This is a genomic window from Microcoleus harperi Pol14_C6, assembly GCF_036701295.1.
Classification (GTDB): Bacteria; Cyanobacteriota; Cyanobacteriia; order Cyanobacteriales; family Microcoleaceae; genus Microcoleus.
In genome coordinates this window covers 286,474-310,604 of the sequence record NZ_JAUBQN010000001.1, presented here as the reverse complement: position 1 = coordinate 310,604, position 24,131 = coordinate 286,474, and the positions used below count along the sequence as shown (strand labels likewise).

The 24,131-nt window shown below is 45.1% G+C and carries 22 protein-coding genes; 12 read left to right on the top strand and 10 right to left on the bottom strand.

Annotation, left to right across the window (positions count from 1 at the left end; genetic code table 11):
* The first annotated feature begins 81 nt into the window (after window positions 1-81).
* On the top strand, window positions 82-936 hold the full coding sequence (gene fghA, locus QUA27_RS01295; RefSeq protein WP_333065835.1) for an S-formylglutathione hydrolase: 855 nt from the start codon (window positions 82-84) through the stop codon (window positions 934-936).
* Between the two features lie 255 nt (window positions 937-1,191).
* On the opposite strand, the gene QUA27_RS01290 is transcribed toward fghA, so the two are convergent.
* Window positions 1,192-2,106 carry a branched-chain amino acid transaminase gene (locus QUA27_RS01290; protein WP_333065834.1) on the bottom strand — a complete coding sequence of 305 codons (915 nt, stop codon included), beginning with the start codon at window positions 2,104-2,106 and terminating at the stop codon, window positions 1,192-1,194.
* Window positions 2,107-2,391: 285 nt separating this feature from the next.
* Between QUA27_RS01290 and QUA27_RS01285 the strand changes: the two genes are divergently transcribed.
* Window positions 2,392-2,760: a Lin0512 family protein gene (locus QUA27_RS01285; RefSeq protein ID WP_333065833.1), complete on the top strand. Its 369-nt coding sequence runs from the start codon at window positions 2,392-2,394 to the stop codon at window positions 2,758-2,760.
* A 186-nt stretch (window positions 2,761-2,946) separates the two neighbouring features.
* On the opposite strand, the gene QUA27_RS01280 is transcribed toward QUA27_RS01285, so the two are convergent.
* Together QUA27_RS01280 and QUA27_RS01275 are read right to left on the bottom strand one after the other, a co-directional pair.
* The gene (locus QUA27_RS01280; RefSeq protein WP_333065832.1) at window positions 2,947-3,780 is read right to left on the bottom strand and encodes a DUF4142 domain-containing protein; all 834 of its coding nucleotides are present in this window, start codon (window positions 3,778-3,780) and stop codon (window positions 2,947-2,949) included.
* Between the two features lie 71 nt (window positions 3,781-3,851).
* Window positions 3,852-4,838 carry a hypothetical protein gene (locus QUA27_RS01275; protein WP_333065831.1) on the bottom strand — a complete coding sequence of 329 codons (987 nt, stop codon included), beginning with the start codon at window positions 4,836-4,838 and terminating at the stop codon, window positions 3,852-3,854.
* A gap of 863 nt (window positions 4,839-5,701) precedes the next feature.
* Here QUA27_RS01275 and QUA27_RS01270 point away from each other — a divergent pair.
* Together QUA27_RS01270 and QUA27_RS01265 are read left to right on the top strand one after the other, a co-directional pair.
* A complete protein-coding gene (locus QUA27_RS01270) occupies window positions 5,702-6,181 on the top strand; it encodes a YqhA family protein (RefSeq protein ID WP_333065830.1) in 480 nt (159 codons plus the stop codon).
* 201 nt (window positions 6,182-6,382) lie between these two features.
* Window positions 6,383-6,625, top strand: coding sequence for a ChaB family protein (locus QUA27_RS01265; RefSeq protein WP_190662935.1), 243 nt, complete (start codon window positions 6,383-6,385; stop codon window positions 6,623-6,625).
* A 214-nt stretch (window positions 6,626-6,839) separates the two neighbouring features.
* On the opposite strand, the gene QUA27_RS01260 is transcribed toward QUA27_RS01265, so the two are convergent.
* Complete coding sequence (locus tag QUA27_RS01260; RefSeq protein ID WP_333065829.1) at window positions 6,840-7,472, bottom strand: hypothetical protein; 633 nt, start codon at window positions 7,470-7,472, stop codon at window positions 6,840-6,842.
* Window positions 7,473-7,720: 248 nt separating this feature from the next.
* Here QUA27_RS01260 and QUA27_RS01255 point away from each other — a divergent pair, with 248 nt between their 5' ends.
* Entirely contained in the window at window positions 7,721-8,440 is a 720-nt protein-coding gene (locus QUA27_RS01255; protein ID WP_333065828.1) for a class I SAM-dependent methyltransferase, read from the top strand.
* Between the two features lie 197 nt (window positions 8,441-8,637).
* Here the strand turns inward: QUA27_RS01255 and QUA27_RS01250 are convergent, their stop codons facing one another.
* From QUA27_RS01250 to QUA27_RS01235, 4 genes are all read right to left on the bottom strand, one after another.
* The gene (locus QUA27_RS01250) at window positions 8,638-9,738 is read right to left on the bottom strand and encodes an iron-containing redox enzyme family protein (protein WP_333065827.1); all 1,101 of its coding nucleotides are present in this window, start codon (window positions 9,736-9,738) and stop codon (window positions 8,638-8,640) included.
* Between the two features lie 172 nt (window positions 9,739-9,910).
* Entirely contained in the window at window positions 9,911-10,525 is a 615-nt protein-coding gene (locus QUA27_RS01245) for a rhodanese-like domain-containing protein (protein ID WP_333065826.1), read from the bottom strand.
* A complete protein-coding gene (locus tag QUA27_RS01240) occupies window positions 10,515-11,282 on the bottom strand; it encodes a sterol desaturase family protein (protein ID WP_333065825.1) in 768 nt (255 codons plus the stop codon). Before QUA27_RS01240 ends, QUA27_RS01245 begins: the two co-directional genes overlap by 11 nt.
* A gap of 15 nt (window positions 11,283-11,297) precedes the next feature.
* The gene (locus QUA27_RS01235) at window positions 11,298-11,888 is read right to left on the bottom strand and encodes a type IV pilin-like G/H family protein (RefSeq protein ID WP_333065824.1); all 591 of its coding nucleotides are present in this window, start codon (window positions 11,886-11,888) and stop codon (window positions 11,298-11,300) included.
* A gap of 302 nt (window positions 11,889-12,190) precedes the next feature.
* Here QUA27_RS01235 and QUA27_RS01230 point away from each other — a divergent pair, with 302 nt between their 5' ends.
* Window positions 12,191-12,751: a Uma2 family endonuclease gene (locus tag QUA27_RS01230; protein WP_333065823.1), complete on the top strand. Its 561-nt coding sequence runs from the start codon at window positions 12,191-12,193 to the stop codon at window positions 12,749-12,751.
* Window positions 12,752-12,758: 7 nt separating this feature from the next.
* On the opposite strand, the gene QUA27_RS01225 is transcribed toward QUA27_RS01230, so the two are convergent.
* Window positions 12,759-14,561 carry an AAA-like domain-containing protein gene (locus QUA27_RS01225; RefSeq protein WP_333065821.1) on the bottom strand — a complete coding sequence of 601 codons (1,803 nt, stop codon included), beginning with the start codon at window positions 14,559-14,561 and terminating at the stop codon, window positions 12,759-12,761.
* Window positions 14,562-14,736: 175 nt separating this feature from the next.
* Here QUA27_RS01225 and QUA27_RS01220 point away from each other — a divergent pair, with 175 nt between their 5' ends.
* From QUA27_RS01220 to QUA27_RS01195, 6 genes are all read left to right on the top strand, one after another.
* Window positions 14,737-15,282 (top strand): NfeD family protein, encoded by a 546-nt coding sequence (locus tag QUA27_RS01220; protein WP_333065819.1) that lies wholly within the window; start codon window positions 14,737-14,739, stop codon window positions 15,280-15,282.
* A gap of 61 nt (window positions 15,283-15,343) precedes the next feature.
* Window positions 15,344-15,904, top strand: coding sequence for a paraslipin (locus QUA27_RS01215; protein WP_333065818.1), 561 nt, complete (start codon window positions 15,344-15,346; stop codon window positions 15,902-15,904).
* Window positions 15,905-16,016: 112 nt separating this feature from the next.
* Window positions 16,017-16,535 carry a type IV pilin-like G/H family protein gene (locus QUA27_RS01210; RefSeq protein WP_333065817.1) on the top strand — a complete coding sequence of 173 codons (519 nt, stop codon included), beginning with the start codon at window positions 16,017-16,019 and terminating at the stop codon, window positions 16,533-16,535.
* A gap of 120 nt (window positions 16,536-16,655) precedes the next feature.
* The gene (locus tag QUA27_RS01205; protein ID WP_333065816.1) at window positions 16,656-17,171 is read left to right on the top strand and encodes a type IV pilin-like G/H family protein; all 516 of its coding nucleotides are present in this window, start codon (window positions 16,656-16,658) and stop codon (window positions 17,169-17,171) included.
* A 19-nt stretch (window positions 17,172-17,190) separates the two neighbouring features.
* Window positions 17,191-20,076: an AAA-like domain-containing protein gene (locus QUA27_RS01200; protein WP_333065815.1), complete on the top strand. Its 2,886-nt coding sequence runs from the start codon at window positions 17,191-17,193 to the stop codon at window positions 20,074-20,076.
* 125 nt (window positions 20,077-20,201) lie between these two features.
* Complete coding sequence (locus QUA27_RS01195) at window positions 20,202-21,260, top strand: potassium channel family protein (protein ID WP_333065814.1); 1,059 nt, start codon at window positions 20,202-20,204, stop codon at window positions 21,258-21,260.
* A 190-nt stretch (window positions 21,261-21,450) separates the two neighbouring features.
* On the opposite strand, the gene QUA27_RS01190 is transcribed toward QUA27_RS01195, so the two are convergent.
* Window positions 21,451-23,925 carry a bifunctional serine/threonine-protein kinase/ABC transporter substrate-binding protein gene (locus tag QUA27_RS01190; protein WP_333065812.1) on the bottom strand — a complete coding sequence of 825 codons (2,475 nt, stop codon included), beginning with the start codon at window positions 23,923-23,925 and terminating at the stop codon, window positions 21,451-21,453.
* Between the last annotated feature and the right edge of the window lie 206 nt (window positions 23,926-24,131).

The window sequence follows — 24,131 nt, the reverse complement described above, 5'->3', positions numbered from 1 at the left end:
CATAACTGCTCTCTTCTCTCTTTCTTTGCGCCCTCTGCAGTTAATAAAAAAAATCTAATTCACAAAAGAAATAGAATTAATATGATATCAGAATCCCTAAAACTGCACAAAGAACATCAAAGTTTCGGTGGCAAGCTCGGATTTTACAGCCATCAATCCTCCACTTGCAACAGCGAGATGAAATTCGCTATTTATCAGCCGCCACAGGCTTTATCTCAACCCGTACCAGTTTTGTATTTTCTATCAGGTTTAACCTCCACGGAAGAAAACTTTATGGCAAAAGCGGGGGCGCAACAGTGGGCGGCAAAATACGGGTTAATGTTGGTTGCGCCCGACACTAGCCCGCGCCAGACGGGCATTCCTGGCGAAGATGACGATTGGGATTTAGGAAGTGGTGCGGGTTTTTATGTTGATGCGACAGTCGCACCTTGGAACTCTCACTATCGAATGTATAGTTATGTGGTTGATGAATTGCCGAATTTAATCGCCGAAAATTTTCCAGCGATACCGGAAAAACAGGGAATTTTCGGTCATTCGATGGGCGGACACGGGGCTTTAATTTGCGCTTTGAAAAATGGATCTCGCTATCTTTCTGTTTCCGCTTTTGCGCCTATTTCCGCGCCCATGCGCTGCCCTTGGGGACAAAAAATATTCGGGTACTACCTCGGTGGTGACAAAGAGATGTGGAAAGGTTGGGATGCTAGCGAGTTGGTGCTTGAGGCGCAATACAACCGTCCGATTCTGATTGACTGCGGCACTGCTGATTCGTATCTGGCTGACGGGCAGTTGTTGCCGGAAGTGTTCGCCGAGGCTTGTGCAAAAGCGGGACAGCCACTAACTTTAAGGATGCAGGAAGGTTACGATCATAGCTATTATTTTATAGCGAGTTTTATGGAGGATCACATTCGGCATCACGCGGGTGTTTTGTGCGGGTAAGTAATATCAAATCCGGTTACATCTTACATCTTCGCCATTCTCAATAACAGGCTTTCCGGCCTGTTCCACAAACAGTGAATTTGTTGTGGGGTGGGCATTCTGTCCTCCCATAAAAGGCTTATTGAGAATGGTGCAACATTTCAGTTACAGCCGAAAGATACAAACGAGTATTTTTGCACTATCTATGGGGTAAGGTGCGCACTGCGCACCCTACAATCTGAGTGAAGTCGCTTCTACGAGCACAGGTATTTTCGGTTAATTAAGATTAATCGGAAATACCCATTCTTTATAATTGCTGTCGCGATTTTCGATAATCTCCGTCAGTTTGTCCAAAATCTTTTCGGTGATGGGTCGATTTTTGGGCAAGTGATAGTTTTCCACTCGCTTAATTGGGGTAATTTTTGCTGCGGTTCCGCAGAGGAAAATCTCGTCTGCAATCAACAATTCTGATTTATCAACTGGTCTTTCTGTGACTTCAATTCCTAAGTCCCTAGCGATAGTTATAACGCTGTCTCTGGTAATTCCTTCGAGAATATCTTGCTCGAAACCGGGAGTAACTAATTTACCGTTTCTGGCGACAAATATGTTCATCCCTGAAGCTTCGCTGACTTTTCCTTGAGAATTCATCATGATCGCTTCGTCGAAGCCGGATTGTACTGCTTCTGTTTTAGCTAAAGCTGAGGTGATGTAAGCGCCGCTAATTTTACCTCTTAAGGGCAAACTGCGGTCTTCTTGGCGGTACCAAGAGCTAATTCTACAGTTGACTCCTTCTTTGGGTAAATAGTCTGAAAGTTCTAATCCGTAGACAAAAAAGTCGGTTTCTACGTTGTGCAGTCGCGGGGCAATTCCTAAACTTGATGTGTAGATAAAAGGGCGGATATAAAATGATTTTGTTGGTTGGTTTTTCTGAACAAAATCAATGATTATTTGTTGGATTTTGCTGGCAGGTAAATCGCAGTGAAGGAAGCTGGCACTTTGACTTAATCTTTGACAGTGGCGGTCTAATCTAAATAGCAATATTCGATCGGCATTTTGGGGGTCTGGGATTCCCCGCAACCCGCCTAAGACTCCAGTTCCGTAGTGCAGTGCGTGGGTGGCTATCGAAATTTTGGCGTCGGTAAAGGGGAGAAATTGGTTTTGAAAGTAGGCAATTGGTAGAAAACTATCCATGATTCAAGCTGGCGATGAGTTTTGCAGTCCGCTAGGAAAGCTGAATTTGGTTATATTACCATAAGTTATACCAATTTAGATTTTAGATTTTAGATTTTAGATTTAAAATGACTGATTTGGTATCAGTTTTGAGGTTGTCAAAAGTTACATCTTTTTATTGAATGAGATGATTAGTGTGTTATTTGACTGAGCGATAAAATAATATAATATGCGGTCATTTGGGTTGATAATTGTTTTGGGGAAAAGTGCGATCGACTAAAAAGAAAAATCAACCAAGGGGCAACTATGGCACGTAAATGTTTCATCATTGAAATGGGGATGGGTATAGACCAGCACGGGCAGGAACCGACTGTAGCCTGTGCAAGGGCTGTACGGAATGCGATCGCCCACAATGCTTTGCTGGGTGTCTGGGAAGTGGCGGGTTTGACTGACCCCAATCAGATGATTGTTGAGGTAAAGGTAGCTGTTCCTTACCCGGAACAAGTGCGGGAACAGGAGGTGTTGGCGGTGCTCCCTTTCGGCAGCAAAACTCTGATTGTGGAGCAAGGAGGCATGATGGTGCCAGGAAGGGCGATCGCCTCTCTGAATGATAAAAATGACGAAATGCTAATCGCTGTGGCGGCTGTGAGTGTTTTTGTGGACACTGAGGACTAATTAATTTGGTGTTGTTTGAATAATTCTGCGGTGAAATTACGATCGCCCGATCGCACTTGCTTGTTTCCGCGCTCGGGCGATCGAACGCCTGTCTGTAAAAAAATGATTAATTTAGGCTAAGTCTCAGAGCGGCAAAGGTAGAGTGCGATCGTCTTTTAGCCGATCGCACTCTACCTCCTCTACCTCCTATTTGGGCTGGCTGGTATCTGCCAACATTTGGTTAACCATTTGCAAGTGCGCCTGAAGGTTCGGCAACTTCTGGGTGGCCCAAGCCTTCAAGTCGGGATCTTGTCCCTGTTGAGATTGAGCCTGAAACAGAGCAATAGCCTGATTGTGGCTCTCGATCATAGCCTGCTTGTAAGCAGTGTCAAAACTTGTACCGGAGAGTCCCGAAAGTCGATCCATCAAAGCTTTGTTCTGGCTGCTCATCTCGGTTGGCAATTCAGCCTGCTTTTGCATTACTAACTGCATCAATTCTTGATTTGCCTGAGTGTGTTCCTCTACCATTTCTTGGCCGTATTGTTTCACACCAGCACTCGAACCGCGCTGCACTGCCAATCTGCCGAGCTCCACTTCCAGCATACCAAGTTGACCTGCTTGCATGGCAAAAGTTCTGTCTCTGCTGCTGAGAGAATTAGGCGAAGTTTCGCCACTTGTTGGAGTGCTGGGAGAACGGCCGGGAGTGTTGTTGATGGGGCTATTTGGAGAACGGCCGGGAGTGTTGTTGATGGGGCTATTTGGAGAACGGCCGGGAGTGTTGTTGGTGGGAGTATTTGGAGTGTTGGGAGAACCGCCAGGATTGTTGTTGTTGTTTCTATCTGTAGCAGGAGGTCCCGGAGAATTAGGATCGTTTAAGTCGCTATCAGCAAGCTCAAAAACCCGATCGCTCGACTGGTTGAAGCCGTGAGTCTGGCGGTTTAATTCTGCGAATCCCGGCACAGCTATCAAAGAACTAACGCCGGCAATTCCGGCAACTGTTACCAATTTTTTGAACAAACTTTTGCGATTGAGTGAAGTCATGACTTTCTAAGCCTCTAAGTTGTTTTCAAAAGTACGTGAAGCGAAGCTATCCCGTAGGGAATCGCCCGAAATTACCGATGGGAGGGTGTACTGCCTTTCCTAAACAAGTTGATCAAACCAAACGCACCCAGGGCACCCAGCCACCCGAAATTGTTGGGGCTATCGCGCCGAGCACTCAAAACTCCTGAATTAGTATCAGCCGAAGTCGATGTGGTACCGGTTGTACCGGTTGTACCCGTACCAGTCGTACCGGTTGTACCGGTTGTACCGGTTGTCCCCGTACCAGTCGTACCGGTTGTACCGCTTGTACCCGTACCAGTCGTATCGGTTGTACCCGTACCAGTCGTACCAGTCGTATCGGTTGTACCCGTCGTGCCAGTCGTACCGGTTGTACCCGTCGTGCCAGTCGTACCGGTTGTACCGGTTGTACCCGTACCAGTCGTATCGGTTGTACCGCTTGTACCGATGCCAGTCGTACCGGTTGTACCGCTTGTACCCGTACCAGTCGTATCGGTTGTACCGCTTGTACCGATGCCAGTCGTACCAGTCGTATCGGTTGTACCGCTTGTACCGATGCCAGTCGTACCAGTTGTAGCGCTTGTACCCGTGCCAGTCGTACCGGTTGTACCGCTTGTACCCGTACCAGTCGTACCAGTCGTACCACTTGTACCCGTACCAGTCGTACCAGTCGTACCACTTGTACCGCTTGTACCCGTACCGGTTGTACCGGTTGTACCGCTTGTACCCGTGCCAGTCGTACCGGTTGTACCGCTTGTACCCGTACCAGTCGTACCGCTTGTACCGCTTGTACCGCTTGTACCGCTTGTACCCGTACCGCTTGTACCAGTCGTACCGCTTGTACCCGTACCAGTCGTACCGCTTGTTCCCGTCGTACCGCTTGTGCCACTGCCGACGCTACCGCCTGCACCCCCGCCTGCACCTCCTCCAGCACCGCCCGACTGGGCAGAAGCAGGCACTGCGAAGGAAACCGTTGCTAAACCTAAAGTACAAGCGCTTGCTAAAACAGTTTTCAACAATTTAGAAGATTTCGATTTCATGGTAATGCTTGCTTTTACGTAGAGTCTTGCGATCGCTTGTGATGCCAAAACTGCAGGGTCAAATTGACAGCGTAACGTGCAAATTTTCTAACCTTCGCTGCGGAATAATGAAGGTAAGGGAGCAAATTTAGTCCCGTTTCCTTAATGATTTTTCCCTGATTAATTACACCGCCGCGTTAACAGTTTATAAGCTATTACGTATGCTTCAAGTTCGCCATTCATCTTTAGGAATATTTGACAAAATGGCTTTTTATTTCAGGTGGTGGATGAAATTTGATTGAGCGACCGACTAGCTTAATCAAATTTTGTGTGCGGGGGATAGAAACCAGGTTGATATGAAACATTTTGGGTGGAGTAACCAGACATATACGAATTAACCGGCTTTCTCAGACAAGCGCCCGCTTCTTCCTATGAATTTTCCCCGGATGCAGGTGCTTTGAGGCAGAAATTGTTGATTTTCTCACCGTCAATTTTGGTTTAGCACTCCGCCAGATGAGTTAGTTTAATTTTTTTTTGAGCGCTATTTTTTCTTAACTTGCGGCGGACAATTTGGGCACTGGCAGAATACGGCTCAAACTTTCCCAGGAAACTAAATTATCTCAAAACGCGCGAGCGACCGCTCCAAGTCGCAAAAGCGCCTGCTACCCCGCAACAGCAAGGCTTTTGACTGGGATTGGAGTTGTCTCAAACACGAAGGCGAACTGAGGGTTATGCGAGTTGTGGTCGCGCGACATGAAATTAACCAGCGGCCACACTCGGCAGAATTGCTTGTAAGTGCGATCGGGCAAACTCTGATATAGTGAAGCCAAAGGTATGCCAGAGAGCGCTTGTTCTCTAACAAATTTTCCAAAGAGAGATCAACTATGCTGCATCGAATTCTTGCTAGAAGTCGCTATCTAATGTTAATCGCTGTATTCGGTTCTTTTGCAACGTCTGTGACGCTTTTGATCTACGGTGCCCTGGAAACCGTCATTACCATCGGCCACACAGTTACAGTACCGGTTTCCAGCGAAAACTCCAAACAACTGATTCTGTCAGGCATCGAAGTTGTAGATTTGTTTCTCCTCGCCACAGTATTTTACATTACTGCACTCGGACTTTACGAGCTGTTTATAGACGAGCGCATCAAAGTACCACACTGGCTGGAAATTCACACCATCGATGACCTGAAAACCAAACTCACCAGCGTGATTGTAGTAGTGTTGAGTGTATTGTTTCTCTCTGAGGTAGTTCGGTGGAACGGCGGGACGAACATCCTTCCCTTGGGAGCGGGTACCGCTTTAGTAATCGCTGCGCTGACGTATTTTCTAAGTTCGCAGGTGAAAAAGCCGAAGTCAGATTAATGGCTGTTTGAGGAGGGAAATTAGCCAAATCCGGCTGAACCAGCAACGGCAATTAAGTTGCATTATATTTTCCCAATAAATTTAATATTACATCTGTCTTCGGACTGATAAGAATGCAATCTTAAACTTGCTTTTAGAGAGAGGAAAGGAATGGGTTCTAGTATATAACATTTAATTTGTGTTTAATAATTAGAGGTCATTATGCCAGAACAACAATTTGATACCTTACCTTCAGAAGCACAAGAACTCCCCCAAGGAGCGAAACAAATTTTTCAGGCGGCTTTTAAGAGCGCTAGTGAAGATGGAATGAGCGCCGATGGTGCTACTAGCGTTGCTTGGAACAGCGTAAAATCTGAATACGTTCAAGGCGAAGGTGGCACGTGGCATCACAAGGGCGACGATACTAACCAAACCCGCAAATCTGTACAGTCTGGTGGCAATTAGTTATCAGCCATCAGTAAGATCGTGTCCGCTAAAATAACCGTTATCCCGTGTGTAGTGAGGACTTCATTCCTCATTTTAGTGGAGTCCTCACTACCAACCAATGTGAGTAACGTTATTCTAGCGGTCATGATATCATCAGTAATTAGCAAGGTACTGATGACTGGTGGTTAATTATTTACCGTTGATAGCTGTTGGAATCGCGGTGGTAGTGAAGTTAATGCAGCCTGTTAAGAGGCTGGTGCATATCCCATTGCAACTCGGCTAAAACGAGCAAGCTAAATACCATTACGGCTCCCGTAAATAGGAAAGACCAACTGCCCGTGAAAGGCAAAATAAAAATCCCTAACAGGTGAAATAAACTTGCTGCTAAAAGCGCGCGCGATCGCACTGCAAATCCAGTCCCCAAATACCCTATTCCGCTCATTCCCAACCACAGGGGACAGAGATTCGCCAACACTTTTCCCCAACGGAGAAAAATTGCTAAATCGGTCAGCAGCAATCCTAATAACATTAGTATTACCCAACCGTAAAGCACCCAAGCCAGGCGTTCTATTTTGACCCAAGAGTATGTCATGCTTACCATTGCTGCTGTACCTACGAGGCTGAGCGCTGACCACAAACCAGCTTGCAGCATCCAACTCACAGAAAAAAATTGTGCTGTGCCGAAGATTGGTATTAACAGCAAGCTCCACAGCAAGCAAGTACGATCGAGACAAGTATAAAATTTTGAATAAAATCGCTCTTTGCCAATGGGAAACTGAACGTGCCAAATCCCTTCTAAATCCTGAACGGCAATGTTAATCTGTTTGCGGCGCAGAGGCGGAACTGAATAATTAAAAAAGGTCATGTTGGACAATATTAAAATTTAAAATTATTTGCTTAGGTACTATCTCACCAGCAATCGCTATAATTGCAATCTGTCAATCGGATTAATCTAGTTAATTTGATAATCTGTCGGCAGTAATAGTTATTTGATCGCACGAGATAAAACAGGAAGAGAGAGATTGCAGAGTTTGATAAAATAGCTCTTGCGACAGATGGCTGGGATATTACTTATTCGATACTTTGAAAATAGTCAACTTTGTTACAGAATTTATGCTCACTTCATCCCATCCTCTGAAACAGGTATTCCACTGCCCGGAAGAATCGGATTTTTACGCGCACTGCTTGGAAAGTTTAGTGTTAAATGCTAGTGACAATTCTCGACTTATCGTAGAGTTTGGCTCAGGAGAGGGAAGTCCAGTTATTAAGTCTTTGCTGAGAAGTGATTTTGATGGGACAATACAGGGATTTGAGCTAAATAATGTAGCTTGGAAAATTGCTCAGTCTCAAATTAAGGAATATCAACTGAGCGAAAAATACACTGTCAACAATTGCTCTTTTTTTGATTCGCCTTTATACGAGTCGGCGGATTGTGTCATCTCAAATCCGCCTTACTTGCCGGCGGTGGATGATAAGATTTACCAGCCGCTGTTGCACGGCGGGAGTGATGGTTCGACAATTGCTAAAAAACTTTTATCTCTGGGCAGTGATGAAGTTTTGCTGATGGTTTCTAGCTATTCTAATCCTGTGGGTTTGATCGATTATGCCTTGGATCGAGGCTACTCGGTTGCGAATTTTGAGATTGCACCTTTAACTTTTGGCTATTATAGTTCGGAACCCAAGGTGAAAAGCGCGATCGCCACTCTCAGAGAACAGGGAATGGCTTTTTATACGGAAAACATCTATCTGCTGGCTGGAGTTTTGTTTAAGAAGCACCAAAAGTCGCAAAGAGATTTGTCGATCGAGCTAATTCAGTTAATGACAGCATTTTAAAATACAGCGCTGGTTGGATGCCTCTGAGAGGTTGCACCATTGTCAGCAACAGGCAAGATTGTCAGCAACAGGCAAGATGCCTGTTCCACAAGAAATACACTCTTTGTGGAACAGGCATCTTGCCTGTTCCTCAAAGGCTTATTGACAACGGTGCAACATCTAGGGTACATCCAAGACTTATGCACCCTAAATAGCCGTTAATTCCGTTCTGCGGCTTGGATCGATCGCACCACAGCAGCCCCAGCCCGATCGCCGATCGACTTCTCCTGATCGTACCCCAACACCAGCTCCCACGCCTCCTGCGGGTATCTATCAACCAGCGGGATCGCCACTTCATCCAACATCCAGCGGCCGTGACGCTCGTCTTCTTTGATGTGTAGTTCCCAATAACCCATCGCAGCCTGCGAGAGGCCCAGACGCTGGGCGGCGGCTAGATAATTGCGGTAAGCGACGGGCCCCGCCACCTCAAAATAAGTGAGTCCGCCGTTGTAGCGCAGAAAATGGCGCTTGCGTTCCGTCAGCAGAAAGTTGTGATTGATGCTTGCGAGCACTTCCCAAGGCACTAAATCGAAGTACGCTTCCGGTTCCGTACTCATATCGAATTCTGCCAGCATTTGAGCAAAAAAGGTCGAGTGCTTGCGGGGGAGACGACCGCCTCCGTATTCTTCCATCAGCACTCGCGTAAGGGTACACTGAATTTCGTTGCCGGCGCCGCCGAGGATGCGAGAAAGGCGGCTGGCTTCAACTAAACCGTCGAAGGACGCGATCGCCAGCAGGTGTTTGTATCCCTCTTCAGTCATCTGTTCCCGCTGGTAGCGATCGAGCTCAGTTAGCGGAGGATCGACATCGGCGGCCGCGCGATCGCGCAGGGCTTGCTTGACATCCGGCAATTTTTGCAGCGCTGCAACGTCGATTTGCGCTAGTTCCCACTGCTGCCAAGGTTCCTCTATGCGATCGCGCACAGACCGCAAATAGTGCGATCGCTCGTTATTGTAGCGGCGCAAATCGTCGTACCAAAACAAGTTGAGGCGGTTGATGCGGTAAAGTACGCGCTGCAAGAAGCGGTGAGCGGCCTCATCGCCGGGTTCCTGTTGGTAAGCTGCTTGAAGTGCATAGGCGATCGCGCTTTCAAAATCGCTAACAAGCAACGGTTTTGCCGCCACCGTCTTGTCTAAATCCTCGACTTCTAGCAAATTGACAAATTGCCGATCGGCTGCTTCGTAATTTGGGGGTGCGGGTTGCTTTTTGGGAAGACTCGGCGAGTCGGAAGAAGCAAGTATCTCTAGGGTGTTTTGCATGGAATAAAGTTATGCTAACTCTAATTATTGTGGTGCCTGCCCAAACAGCCAACCGTTGCAGATTGCTGAGGATAATGGCTACTTTTCTTGAAGATAGCTAATCTGTCAGCACGATACACCTTTCTATTGATAGAGATTTGACCAAAATCTATTTTGTCACAACTGCCCCGATTCATTCCGAAAGCATGGTGACTGACGGAGACTTTATCAAACTCCGCAAAGTAATTGGGGCTAATATCTCGGCATCTTTTGGAGCCGGCACTGCTTGCCGCCACGCTTTGATACCGCCTGAAAGCACAACAAAATTAAGGCTAATATCCTTAATCTTATTAGTCTGGTTTCCTCCAGATTCGTGGGAATACCGATCAACTTTTTCCAACTGTTTGTATGCTTTAACCGCTCGCCCTCCTCTGGCACAATAAAGTACAATTACGGGCTGAGGTTGATCGGATTTCACCCTAGCTTTTACAATGGATTGAATCTGCTTTACACCGAACCCCATCTCAATATCAATTATGGGAACAAGGGGACTTTCACCGATGCGGTCTTCCGCGTATTCTTCTGGCGATCGCACATCTATCAAAATCACTGGTTTCAACTTACCCTGCTGCAATTCGGCAACAGTTACTTGTTTCGTATTTAAACTGGCGATAAAAGTTAGGATATCCATGTGATGAAATAGGGACACTGCACCCACAGAAGCAACACTCGTCAAGCCAAAACCCATAATTACCAGCAAAATCCGAAAATAGCGATTAATACCTGGTTTTGCATTTTTATCTAGCATTTTTCATCATCCTTGAAAATGGAAAGAATATTTGTCCGACATATCCAACAGGTATAGAATCAGAAATTCCATATTTATGAGGCATTTTTTTCGCTGGCATATACATAGTACCAAATAGCAAATCTAACAGTGGCAACTGAACAGCAAAATTTTTGTTGTAGATTTCGGGAATTTTACTGTGATGCCAGTGATGAAATTGTGGGGTGGCTACGAACCATTTTAGAATGCCAAATCTTAACTTAATATTAGAATGAATTAAGAAAGCTATCGCCGCCGAATAAAGAGCATAAACCACCAAACTCTCCTTAGTAAATCCCACCCAGTAAAGAGGCATGATTTTGCAAATCTGAGTAAAAATTTGCTCGCAGGGATGCACCCGCACTGCGGCTAACCAGTCCATGTGTTCAATGCTGTGATGGACTGCATGAAATTGCCAAAGCCAGGGTACTTCATGCAGCAGCCGGTGAGCGATATAATATGCCATATCTGAAACGATAACTGCTTCTGCAAACTGCAACCACACAGGTTGAGATGCTACTTTGCTTTGCAATTCCAGGTTTAGTAAATTAGTCATCAGCGACAAAGTTACAGTCACAACAATAGCCCCGGATCTGCCAATAAAGTGACCTGTAAAAAAATAAGTGGCATCGGTTGCCCATCCGAGACGAAATATCTTTTGCTTGTGCAAGGATAAGACTCTTTCGAGGGGAATGAAGATGCAAGCTAAGATGATGAAGCCTTTGACAATTTCTGGCATAATTTTGGTCGCGATTTACTTATTCACTTCTACTGTCCCATCACCGCAAGCTAATTTACCGTTAATATTTATTGGCTCAGCAGGTGGAGTTTGACTATCAGATTGGGCGATACATAATATAGTTAGCACCGTACTTATATCGGCAGTTTTATTCGCATGGGCAAGAGGAGTGGCTACTAAAAAAACTCCTCCGACAACGCTCTTGATATCCTTTTGTACCGTGCGGGATACGCCGTAACTAAATGCAGCTTTTTTACCAGTAATTACTGAATAATTGTAGTTGGTTGTTTGAGACTTGAGGCCAAGAGCGAGGGCATCAAAGGAAGTTGCAAAAACACCTTTTTCGGCAAAATAAGCTTGTTGAGCGCGGTTCATTGAGCTAACGTATAGTTTAGCTTCTGACTGCTTCGCTTTATTGCCACAAGAGAGCAGATTCGGCAACGCGATCGCACCAAGTATTATGCTACCCAAAGGAAAATAAATAAAAGTTATTTTCAGAAAAGTTCCTACCCATGATTTACGTTTTTTGTCAGGGAGAATGTTTTTTTCTGAAGATTCCGCTTTTTTATCGAGTGCATCGAGTTGAGGATTTTTCTTAAGCTGCATGATTGTTATTCAAATGTGTTAGCCGGTTAGTTTTCCAGCGAGTAATGGTTGGAGGAGAGGCGCGACAATATTCAGGTTTCAGGTAAATGCCTCATTGAGGTTAAACTGAATATATTACTGAGTGCGGCGGGGTATGCAAACCTCGCATATTGTGCCTCGCTTCTACTCTATCTCTATTAAATCACCAGGGTATTTGAGAACTCGACTGACTTTTCATCGACTTCTCATCGACTTTAGACATCCCTGGCATTTAATAGGGCGTGTGACTATAATCGAAGAAATAATTAGAGGAACGGTAAGTTATGGCCGTGCAGTTGCTCAAAAGACTTTTTACAGTAGAAGAATACCATCAGATGAGTCAAGCTGGGATTCTTTCAGAGGGCGATGGCGTAGAATTGATAGAAGGAGAACTTGTTCAAAGGGCCGCAATTGGAACTCGTCAGGCTTCGTCTGTGAGGCGCTTAGCCAGACTGTGCAGCCAAATTCCAGAAAATTTGGTTATTTTCGACGTGCCGAACCCCCTGCTGTTGAGTGATCGCACGGAACCGCAACCCGATTTAGTATTGCTGCAACCTCGCGCCGATTACTATTCAACCGCCCATCCCCTACCATCGGAAGTTTTACTGTTAATAGAAGTAGCTGACACTTCAATAGATTATGACAGAGACGTGAAACTTCCTATTTACGCCCGATCGCAAATTCAGGAAGTATGGATTGTCAATTTGCAGGAAAACTGCTTGGAAGTTTACCGCCAGCCAACGGTTAACGGTTACAGTTTAATGCTGAGGTTTTGGCGTGGCGACGAAGTTTCGCCGCTGGCTTTTCCCGAATTTGTAGTTAGTGTGGATTTGGCGATCGGGTAAATAGGGATTATTTGCAGTCAAGGCGATCGCGAAAATACTCCTCATACAAATTGCATCTCGCACTGCAATAATTACCCTCCTGTTTCACCAACCCCATACTGTTTAATTTGAACGCCAATTCTAGCCTCAATCTGACTGGCTTTGACACACTCGAAACCTCTCTCATCGCCTCGATTAATTCTGGATATTTTTCTAAATTCCACAAATGCCGACGCAAATGATCGCTGTAAATCCCTGCCTCCGTTGTCGCCGATTTCAGCAATTGATTTAAAGTCACATCTTGACGGGAAATGCGATACATTGCCAGCCGCACTAAATAGGGATGTCCTCCTACTAACGCCATCAATTCGGCAACTTCTGTATCACTCCAATTTATTCCGTGTCGGGCTGCTAAGTCTTGCACTTGCTGCGAATTAAACTCTGGCAAATCAATGGGCAACCCCACATTAAACGGCGATTTATTCACATCCAGCGGGATGTAGACTTCTGTCGAATGCACCACAATCAAACGCAATTTTTTCCAAATATCTCGCCGTTTTGCTTCTTCGTGTAAAGCTCGCAATAACCCAAAAAAGTCGTCTGCAATTTCCGGTGATTCAAACAGGCGATCGCTCTCATCCAACCCTAACGTCAGGGGTTTTGATGATTCAGACAGCAAATACTGTTCAAAATAAGCCTTGCAGCACTGATTGCTGCCAATCAAATCGGCTAACTCCCAACACTTGGGCAACTGCTCCAGCATTCCTAATTCTTGACCGATGCTAGCACAAAACCACTGCAAAAATGTGTCTGAATTAGCGAATATTTTCCTATTGGCTAGCTGAAAACTCAGCGCTACCGTGCGAGAACCTTGCTGTTCTGCATGATGCAAAATCCTCGCCATCAAGGAAGTTTTGCCCATTTGTCTGGGTGCTTTTATGCGGATCAGCGCTCCCGGTTGGGCGATCGTCTCGTAACAGCGGGATTCGATCGGAGGGCGATCGATATAAAAACGAGAAGCTATTTCCACTTGTCCTCCCGGCAATTCTGGCGGCGCTGCTGGCAGGGGTTGAATTATTGACTGTTTGGTGCTAGTAATTACTTTCCATTCTACAGCCAATTCATGGTCGGCAGTTAACGATGTGCGACCTTCTTTGATAATGGTTAAAATTTGTGATAATAACTTAAATGAGTCGCCAACACCGCGCCACAGCCAGGGCTGAATTCCTGCTAAATAGCTCAGTAAATCAAAAGAAAGCGGTGTATTTACTTCAAGTAAAATCGGTAAAAGTGCGGGTTTATGAGCATTAATATTGTGCAGTTCTTTGGCTAGGTGCACTTGTTCCAATATCATTTCGCTCGCGGCAGATTCTTGGGAAATCAGCAACAGCAAATAATCGCAACGCTTTAAATATGAGGCTGAGTCGCTGCTGTTGTTAATAAAAAATACTTCGTGGCCTCCCGCACTCAAAGCTTGGTGTAACTGCTGAGAAAGGGTGGTGTTTGAGGTCGATCGACTCTTGGCGTTAGCGAAGCGATCCGAAGGAAAGCCCTCGAAGACGATCGCCACTTTTGCCCTCACCAGCAATACTTCCTCTGGCTCTGAATTCGCGTCAAAATCGGCTATATCGCGCCATTCCTGCCCCAATCCGCGACAAATTTCGATGAAATTTGCATAATCCACAGGTTTGCCATTCAGAAAATGGCTGACAGTAGATTGCGCCATCCCTAAATCCTCAGCCAGGATTTTCTGACTGGGAAAGCCATTTCTCAGGAGACAGGATTTAACTGCGCGAATGCACTCTTCGCGCACCCTTAGCGATCGTGGCATTGCTTATCACAATCAAAACACTGAAACCATCATAAATGCCAACCGTCCCTAAAGTCGATGAAAAGTCGATGAAAAGTCGATGAATTTTCAAATAACTCAGTCGCCAACTCAAATAGCCACCTGATTAGATTAGAAATAACAAGGTTGAATCCCATCGCAACGAGGTAAAAGCATTGTGTATTCTATCCTAATTTGGTCGCTGGCCTCAGCCACTAATCAACCAGGTTTCGCCTTCACCCCGCCCCTATTCTGGCTGCTGCTGGGAGTTGTGCTTAGTGCGATCGAGCTATTAATCATCAAAACTCAGCCCCAAAAATACAGATTTTACCTGCTAATGATGGGAGCTTCTGCTTTAATTGAATCCTTTATTTTGTGGAGAGGAGCTGTCGCATTTCAGTTTAGTTGGGCGAACATAATGTATGAAGATTTTGACTGGCAAATCTTCTACTGGATGGGGATAGCCCTCGCGCTGAGTATCTGGATTCGACCGATTTTCATTGTTCGCAAAAAGTTTGTCATTCCCGAAGCAACCGAAGCGACAACAATCTCCGAGATTTTCCCCGGAGAAACGGGAATGGTGATTTATGAAGGGGCTTCGTGGAAAGCTCGCAATGAAGATTCCCAAGGGGCGATCGCACCCAGACAAAAAGTTTACGTTTTGCGCCGCGAAGGAAACACACTGATTGTTGTACCTGACAGATTAATTCACATCAACGGCTAAATCTTAGCCGCAACCTCAATTCCTCTTTAGTTCACAGCTTAAAATTACCAGGAGATTCATTATGTATCAGTATTTTTTGATGGTCTTGTTTGCAATCACCGGAGTATCCTTAGCCAGCAGCGTCAAAATCGTCCGTCAAGGAGATGAGGCCTTAGTTGAAATTTTCGGGAAGTACGATCGCAAGAAACTCGAACCTGGTTTGACTTTTTTGATTCCCTTTGTCGAAACAGTGGCTTATAAACAAACTCTGCGCGAGCAAATTTTAAACCTGCCACCGCAACAATGCACGACGCGCGATCGCCTTGCCATCACCGTTGAATTTATTGTTTACTGGCGAATAATTGACTTAGAAAAAGCGTCCTACAAGGTGCAGAATCTCAAGGAAGCGATGTTAAATATGCTGATTCTTTCAATTCGGACTCACATTGCGACATTATCTATGGAGGAACTTTACACGGCTCGCCATCAAATCAATAATGCTTTAGTAGAGGAGTTGGATACAGCGACAGATCCTTGGGGTGTGAAGTTTACAAGAGTGGAATTGCGCGATTTTGCGATCGGCAGTAAAGTGGTTCAGCCCACATCTATTGAGCGGAAAGAAGTACAAAAGCTGCGAGCTTAGAGATTAGTATTTCCTCCTTTTCCTCGTTACCAGGCTCTTCCTGGTAACGCAGATCCAGAGCCTCTGCCTCGCCGAATTTAATTCGCTATATACCATTTAAGGAAAAAAGACCATGACTAAATATCAAGAATCAAGTATTAGCAATTCAGGTTATAACGGTTGCGGATGCTTATTGCTTTTAATGGGCATTGGAGCAATTGGCGCGATCGCTCTGCCATCATTTCTGAATAGTACCCATCAACCTATGATTTCAGAAGCAAAACAGTATGTTGGCTCAATGAACCGCGCACAGCAAGCTCTATTTATAGAAAAAAATGCTTTTGCTACTTCTGTTGATGCTTTGGGAATTGGGATTAAAACCGAAACAACAAATTTCAAGTATTCAGTTCGAGCCACTAAAAAAGCAGGATTTAATTATGGAGTATCCAAGGCAAAAAACTTAAAAAGTTATGTCGGCGGTGTCTTTCTAGTGCCTGCTAAAAATTTTGCTCCCAATCCTCCTAAAGATGAAATAAAGACGATATATATATTGTGCCAAGCTGATTCTCCCGGTACAATTAAACCAGCGGAACCCACCTATGAAAATGGTAAAATTGCTTGCGGTACAGGCACAACACAAGTGACAAAATAATCTAATTATATGCCAGATTATTCCTCCTTCCCAATCTCGGCAGGGTAACGCAGATCCACAAGCTCTGCATCGCCGAATTTAATTTGCCTCGTATCTACCATTTCAGGATATAAAAAAAACATGACTAAGAATCAAGCATCAATGGTTAGCAAATTTACCAAGGGCTGTTGTCGATTCTTATTGCTTATAATCGGCATTACACTAATTGATGCCACCGCTCTGCCATCATTTCTGAATCAGCGCGAGAAGGCAAAGCAAGCGGAAGCAAAACAGTATGTTAGGTCAATGAACAAAGCTCAGCAAGTGGACTTTTTAGAGAGAGGTAGTTTTTCCAATTCAGTTGAAGCACTGGGGATTGGCATTAAAACTGAAACAACAAACTACAAATATTCAATTCGCGCAACCAACCAAGCAGTATTTAATTATGGAGTCTCCAAGCAAGAACTTAAAAGTTGTATCGGCGCTGTCTTTGTAGTTCCTGCTAAAGAAGTTGATGCCAAGGCAGCTAAAGATAAAATGACAACAGCATCCATCTTGTGCCAAGCTGATTCGGCTGGTACACGTAAACCAGCGGAACCCACCTATGAAAATGGTAAAATTGCTTGCGGTACAGACACAACACAAGTGACAAAATAATCTAAGTATAGGCAATATAATGACAGTCGATTACCAATATCAAATCGGCGGCAGTCTCCCGCAAAATGCACCTACTTATGTAGTGCGACAAGCTGACTCAGAACTTTATCAAGCCCTCAAAGCCGGAGAGTTTTGTTACGTACTCAATTCCCGACAAATGGGCAAATCCAGTTTGCTGGTGCGAACTGTACAAAAGCTCTCGGCTGATGGCATTGCCTGTGCTACGATCGACCTTTCGGACATTGGCAACCAGCAAGTCTCTCTAGATAAGTGGTACGGCGGCGTCGCTTACAAGCTATTGTGCAGTTTCAACCTGTTTAACCCAGTCGAGTTTATGACTTGGTGGCGGGAGAGAGAGTTGATGCCCCCGGTGCAGCGCTTAGGAGAGTTAATTGAAGAGTTGCTGCTGGTCAAAATTTCTCAAAACCTGGTCATTTTTATTGATGAAATTGATAGCGTTCTGAGTTTCCAAGAACCGCTAGATGATTTTTTTGCATTAATTAGATCTTGCTACAATAAACGTGCTCACAATTCAGAATACCAGCGCATTACATTTGCTTTGCTGGGAGTAGCTACGCCATCTGATTTAATTAGCGATACAACTCGCACGCCCTTTAATATCGGTTTAGCTATTGAATTGCACGGTTTTAAGTTACAGGAAGCTCTGCCTTTAGCAAAGGGGTTTGAGGGAAAAGTAGACAATCCTCAAGAGGTTTTAAAAGAGATTTTGGACTGGACTGGAGGGCAGCCATTTCTGACTCAAAAGCTTTGCAAGCTGATTCTGCGCCATGTAAAAAGCTTAGCTTCGGCTTCTATTAGATCAGATTCAACAGATGAAATTAAAACTGAAATTATTACTACCAATCAATTATTAATTAGCGAGCTCGTGCAATCTCGTATTATTGATAATTGGGAATCATCCGATGAACCGGTACACATCAAAACAATTCGCGATCGCCTTTTCAGAAGTCAGCACCGCGCCAGTAGGTTATTAGGACTATATCAAAAAATATTGCCACTTTCAGAACCCCCCTTGTTAAGGGGGGCAGGGGGGATCTGCGCCGATGATACTCCCGAACAAACAGAATTGCGACCCAGCGGAAATCAGCAATTTTCAGAACTCCCGTTGTTAATGGGGGGTGGGGGAATCTGGGCGGATGATACTCCCGAACAAACTGAATTGCGGCTGAGCGGATTAGTAGTAAAACGAGCCGGAAAATTAACCGTATCCAACCGCATTTACGCAGCTATATTCAGCCATAGCTGGGTAGAAAAAGCACTCGGCGACTTGCGCCCCTATGCTGAATCCCTAACATCATGGATAGCTACAAATTGTCAAGACGAATCTCGCTTGTTGCGCGGTCAAGCACTGGAAGATGCCCGACAGTGGGCGGCAAATAAAAGCTTGAGCACCCAAGATTATCAATTTTTAGGTGCGAGTCAAGAAGCGGAATTTGCCAAGTTCCGCTATCAAGAAAAACAGCATCAAGCTGAAATTGAACAACTGCGCCGCGAAAAAAAGTTACTAGAGGAACTAAGCGAAGCACAAAAGCAGAAAAAAGCGATTGCAGTTAAACTTTGGCGCGAGCAACAACTGAGAGTGCAAACAGTTACAGGAGCTGCAGTCATATTAATATCAATCCTGATAGTAGCCTTTTGGGTAAAACCGTCAATCGAAGAAAGAAACAACAAAATTCTCACTCTCAGTTTGCTATCAGAAACGCTATTTGCCGCAGATAAAAAAGAAGAAGCTTTGCTAGAAAGTATCAGAGCTGTTACAGAAATGAAACGATCGCTCGGAGTGAGTTCAGATATTCAGATGCGAGTGGCGATCGCCCTCGAACAGGCAGTTTACAACTTTCGGGAACGCCGCCGCTTGCAGACTCAAGCCAGTACCCTTGCTTTCGCGAGTTTCAGTCCCGACAGTCAAACGATTGTGACTGCTACGGATGATAATTATATCAAACTTTGGCAAACTAATGGAACTTTGCAAGCAACATTAACAGGGCATACGGATAAAATTATCAGGGCTATATTCAATCCTAGCAGTCAGATTATTGTCTCAGCAAGCGACGACCAAACTGTAAAAATTTGGCAAAAAAATGGCAAATTGATCCACAATTTAAAAGGACATAGCGCTCAAATAACAAGCGTCTCTTTGAGTCCAGATGGTAATATTATTGCTTCTGCCAGTGCCGATGGCACTGTTAAACTCTGGAAAATCAGCGGTGAAGAATTGTCAACTTTTCAAGTGGACCGAGGTTGGATAACCAGCGCGAGTTTTAGCCCAGACGGTAAGATAATTGCTGCGGCTGGTACTGATAGCACTATTAAACTTTGGAGCTTGAGAAAGGTTACGGAAAAGTTGCAAAAACAGCAGTCAATCGAAGCCAGCACCGATATCAAATTGCTCCGAACTTTACAGATGGAAACTGATAAAATTATGAGTGTAACTTTCAGTCCCGATGGAGCAATGCTGGCGGCTGCAAGTGCTGGAGGAACTGCGAGAATTTGGAGCAAAGACGGCACACCGCTAAGTATTTTAAAGCATACAAGTGGAGTGACAAATATCAGCTTTAGCCCCGACAGTCAAATTTTGCTATCTGCAAGCACAGACAAAATGCTGAGGCTGTGGAACATTGACGGTACATTGCTCAAAACTTTAAAAGGTAACAAGGATGCTGTTTGGAGTGCGAGTTTTAGTCCAGACGGCAAGGCGATCGCTAGTGCTAGTGCTGACGGTACGGTGATGCTGTGGAATTTTAATCTTGACGATTTATTGCAGCAGGGTTGTAATGGAGTCCGCAATTATTTGCAAACAAATCCGATCGCAAATCAAAACAATCGCCACCTCTGCGACGGGATTGGAGATCAGTCGGAACTCACGCAAAAAAAACCGGGTTAAGAGTCAAACTCTTGAGTTTTCCAGCACAGTATCTAGGCAGAAACTGGCTTTTTGACCGCCCCTGCGTCTAGGGCTGATATGGTTAAAATTGGTAGCAGCTAATAGGTAATAGGTCAGCCCGATCGGTGTATTCAACTCTAGAGCAAAAGTACCAGCGCCTGCAAAAAGACTTAACAGGCGGAGTCATCGCCCTGGGCGGCATTTTCTGCACGGGTACTCTTTGGTATTGGCAGGTGGAAAAATGGTCTTTGCTAGATGCCGCTTACATGACAGTATTTACCCTAGCAACTGTGGGCTACGGTGAACTTCAGCCCCTCGGCCAACGCGGCCGAATGTTTACCATATGCCTGATTTTGATGGGGGTGATTGTGATTGGTTTCATCGTCAACCGCTTTACAGAAGCGCTGATTGAAGGATATTTTCAAGAAGGAGCAAGAATTAGGCAGCAGCGGCGATTGGTAGATTCTTTGATCGGGCATTACATTCTCTGCGGTTTTGGGCGCACTGGCCGCCAAATTGCCTTGGAATTTCAGGCCGAATATATCTCTTTTGTGGTGATAGATTCGGCGATACAGTCGGTTGAGGCAGCTTTGGCGCTGGGGTACACGGCTGTCCAAGGAGACGCGACTCTGGACGAAATTTTGCTGAGTGTGGGGATCGATCGCGCAATCTGCATAGTAGCTGCTTTGCCATCGGATGCGGAGAATTTATACACTGTGCTGTCGGCGAAAACTCTGAATCCGAAGGTACGGGCGATCGCCCGCGCCACCACAGAAGAAGCCGTAAAGAAGTTGCAGCGGGGCGGGGCCGATGCCGTCGTATCCCCCTACATCACCGGCGGAAAGCGGATGGCGGCGGCTGCTTTGCGGCCTCAAGTTATGGATTTTTTAGACGGTGTTTTGACGGGCACCGATAGTTCTTTTTACATGGAAGAATTTCTCGTCGATCCCAATACTTGTGTCTACGTCGGGCAAACTTTGAGAAATGCCAAGTTGCGATCGCAATCGGGGGCTTTGGTTTTAGCGGTGCGGCGTGCTGGCGGGACTTTGATTGTGGGGCCTACGGGAGAAACTGCGATCGAAGGAGGAGATATGCTGATTTGTTTGGGAACTGCTGAACAACTGCGAACTCTCAATCAAATCCTCAGTCCCCTGAGTTTTCGCATCCCCCGGCCTCCCAAGTAGTCGCCCGGTAATTACCGATGAGAAATGAGAACTTCTGCCGAATGCCTTCTTCTCTATAGCGGTTATTTCTTGAAGCGAGGTACGCACGCGAGCCGGCCCAGCAATTCTTTTGCATGAACAGGAACCACCAATGCCCTATGCCCTATGCCCTATGCCCGGTAGCACCTCCAGAAACCTGAGAAAGGCTATATCAATCGCAGTTTAAACCTGCCGCTGCTGCTGTCGGAAATTCGATCTGCACAAAAGTTACGCCAAACTGCTCCTTAGAACACTTGACAATATGCACTAATTTAGGACTAAAATTTTTGCGATCGCCCGTTGTGTCAAACTGAATTGTTCCGGTGGCTCCGGTAGCGCTAAAATTTGGATCGACCATAGTTTTTTGCATCCCTTCGCGGCTGGGTTGCTGCTGCTCTTCTATAGCTTGAATCAGCGTCTTAGCCGCATCGTAGGTTAACGCAGTTCGGTGACTGACATTTCCTACCCAAAGCTTGCGAGTATCCTCAAGAAATTTGGGGTTGGGAGAGTTTAAAGGATGCCAAGAAACTGCGGCAGCCATTTTCTCAAAAGACGGTAACTGAGCAGCAGCTTCTAAGGTTTTTTGACTGTATATTCCCCCGGTTCCGACCACCCAATTGCGGTCGAGATTGGCTTGGAAAAGTGCTATCGCATTGTTGATTGCGGTCTCGTCCTGACTCGTACTTAAAACAATTGTTGTTTTTTCCGTTTCCCCTGTTTGCCTAACTTCTTGGATGGCTTTTTTAACGTCAAAGTCACTTCTTGACAGGTCGAATTCGGTGATATTTGCGATAGTTCCTCCCCGTTCTCTAAACTGTTTTCTGAATTCTTCCCAAAAAGTCGAAGTGGATTCCCTGCTGGCATTGTAGAAACCAGCTACTTTGGTTTGACCTTGCTTTTCAATCAGATATTTCACGAATACTTCAACACTAACTTTAGTCCGAGGAACAGTCCTAAAGAAAAATTCTCTGTCTTTTTCTGTAACTTCTTCCGTTGTACTGCCTGGGGAAATTAATACTAAATGATTTTGGTTGTAAATATCGACTGTATAGGCTGTCATTTCGTTAGTGTAGTGACCGATCGCGCCCAAAACACCCGTGAGCTTGACTAGGGAATTAGCACGGGCGATCGACTCTTCTTTTAGATTGGCATCGTCAGCAATGATAACTTGTAAACCTTTACCTTTAATAGCTTGATTTACTGGGAATTCTAAACCATTTAGGTTGCGTTCTATCTCAGAATTGAATAATTTAAAATTAACTTCCGTTTGCGCTTGAGCAACTCCCCGCAAGATTTCTTTAGCCAAATCGATATCGACTCTACCTTGTTCATTTTTGCGAACCGGAACGATAACGGCGAGCGTGTAATACTCGGCTTTTTTAGCTTTTAATAAGGCATTATTCATGTAAATTAAAGTTTCGGGATCTTTGCGTTCTTCTTCATGCCACGACCTTTTAAAGTAATTAAATGCTTCCCGATAATTTGATTTTGCAAATTCATTAACTCCTGCTTGCTTTAATCGAGGAGTCGAGGATTTTAGTAGAGATTCTTCGCCGCAGCTTAAAGCATCACCTTGCAGTAAAAGACAAGTTTTTGGGGTAAAAACGTTGTGAAAAAAAAGGGCGATCGCACATCCGGCAATAATTGCTGCAATTGCCAACAGCGATCGGCGAAAGTGCGATCGAGAAAATCCCGAAAACCGATCGCGTTTCGGCGGTGGCGATAGGGATACGATTGAATGATTATCTTGCAACTGTTGCGGTACATTCAAATTCTGTGATAGTGGGGGCGGCGGGTGTAAGCTTGCGATCGAATTCAAAGCCTGCAAAACATCAGCAACAGATTGGTAGCGATCGGGGAAGTTGTAGCGCACCATTCTGTTTAAAATCGTTTCCATGCCGGCGCTAATCTGTACCATAGGGCGATCGGGAGTCGAGTAGCGCCAAACGATATCGCCCCGCCGGGAATCTGTCAGGAAATCTTGAGCAGGAGACAAGCCTGTGAGGGCTTGAATAGCGACAATACCTACAGAGTAGATATCGCTACAAAATTGAGGATTGCCAGCAATTTGTTCGGCCGGCGAATATCCTTGCGTATAAATAGTTCTGCTGATAGTGTTTCCCGAATCAGTTATTTCCAAGGAACTGATTTCTTTGACAGCCCCAAAATCAATCAGAACTATTCTTCCATCGCAATCGCGCCGAATTAAGTTAGAAGGAGTGATATCGCGGTGAATGACATTGTGTTCGTGAACAAAAGCGATAACTGGCAAGATATCCTGCAAAAATTCAACTACTTGCTCTTGAGTCCATTGAGTATTTGGAGCGAATTCTTTCCTCAGCGGATGTCCTTCAATGTATTCTTGAATTAAATAAAAATTGTCATTTTCTTCAAAGCTATCGAATAACTGTGGAATGCGCGAATGTCCGCCCAATCGGCGCAAAGCTCGAACTTCTCTTTCCAATCGCTGCTGTGCTTCTGGCAAGAGTTGCGGATTGCTTGGCTGCCTAATTTCCTTAACAACGCACAGGCGGTTATCCGGTATGTCTAAATCCCTAGCTGTATATGTCCTCGCAAACCCTCCCCGATCTAATTCACTGACAATTTGGTAACGTTGGCGCAGGATATCTCCTGGTTGCAGGCACATAGATTTTTCGCTATTTTTTTTACTGTCTGCGATTTTAAAGGTTAATTTTACCGCATTTTTACAGCGATTTCTGTTAAGTTTCTGTTAAGTTTTAGAAACACTAGCGAGCGGCAAAGTAATTACAAATTGTGTTCCCTTTCCTCTTTAGCAATTTACCTCAATTGGGCCTTGATTTTTGGCAACAATTTGACAAGCAATAGCCAGCC